2 protein-coding genes are annotated in these 1,004 nt (G+C 69.8%); both read right to left on the reverse strand.

The features are described from left to right. Nucleotides 1-94: 94 nt before the first annotated feature. Nucleotides 95-601 carry a hypothetical protein gene (locus Q0L15_RS22970; protein ID WP_296607178.1) on the reverse strand — a complete coding sequence of 169 codons (507 nt, stop codon included), beginning with the start codon at nt 599-601 and terminating at the stop codon, nt 95-97. Continuing rightward, nucleotides 598-1,004, reverse strand: a 407-nt coding sequence (locus tag Q0L15_RS22975) for a GNAT family N-acetyltransferase (RefSeq protein WP_296607179.1), incomplete at its 5' end; no start/stop codon positions are given. The genes Q0L15_RS22970 and Q0L15_RS22975, both read right to left, overlap by 4 nt.

Genomic DNA, 1,004 nt, shown 5'->3' on the forward strand with positions numbered 1-1,004 from the left:
AGTGCAGAGTCAGGGTCGACTCCTGCCCGAGAAGAGCGGGCCCCGCCAAGGCTCGTGCGTCGTCGCTCCCTTGCGCTCCGCGAGGCGTGGTGGCTCAGTCTCCCCACACCTCGGTGGGCGGCACGACCGTCACGTCGTGCATCCGCGGATAGGCCGGCGGCCCGTCCAGAACCGCGTCCACGTGCTCGACGAAGCCGTCTGTCCACTCCTGGTTCCGGAAGACGGCCCAGGCCCGGCGTGCCGGCTCGCGCTGTGCCCAGTTCGCCAGCTCGAGGCCGAAGCCGCGCCACTCCGCCTCCGGCAGGATGCCGTCGCGCCACGCAGCGAAGGCGTCGGCGTAGAGGACGAAGAACGGGATCAGCACGGAGCGGATCCGGATCGGGACGCCGTCGTCGATGGTGCCCAGGACGGCCCGCAGCCCGGGGTAGAGCGGATCGAGCCTGGCCTGCAGCTGCGCTTCGACCGCATGTGCCTCGCGTCGGGCAGACTCCCGGGCCAGGCGCCTGGACTCCTTCAACCCCAGCACGGCGACCCACCAGGAGAAGAACGCCGCCGCAGCTGCGGCGCCAGCGGCGATGACGTTGACCCAGTCGGGATTCACGAGCTCCTCCGTACCATCACGAGATTCAAGCCGTCCTTGCCGTCGAATCGCGCTGCCTCGCAGAAGCCGTTGTCCACGTACAGCTCTCGGGCAGCAGTCCACTCGTGGACCACCACGACGCACGGCGTCCTGTCCTGCTGCAGGACCATGTGAGTCGCGGCATCGAGCAAGGCGGCCCCGGCTCCGGAGCGGCGGTGCTCGGGATGGACGAACAGCTTCCCGATCTCCCACAGGTGTTGGTCGGGTCGTGACATCACGGCGCGAAGGGCCTCCGTCGTGTAGCCGTGCAGCGTGGTGACCTGGCAGTGCCCTCGCGCGACCCCCTCCTCGTCCAGCGCCACGAAGCGGGCGAGAGGGTGGTCTGCCGTCAGCCATCCGGCGAGACTCGCCTCGTCCGCAGCGA

The sequence above is a fragment of the Nocardioides sp. genome, assembly GCF_024509035.1.
Taxonomy (GTDB): Bacteria; Actinomycetota; Actinomycetes; order Propionibacteriales; family Nocardioidaceae; genus Nocardioides.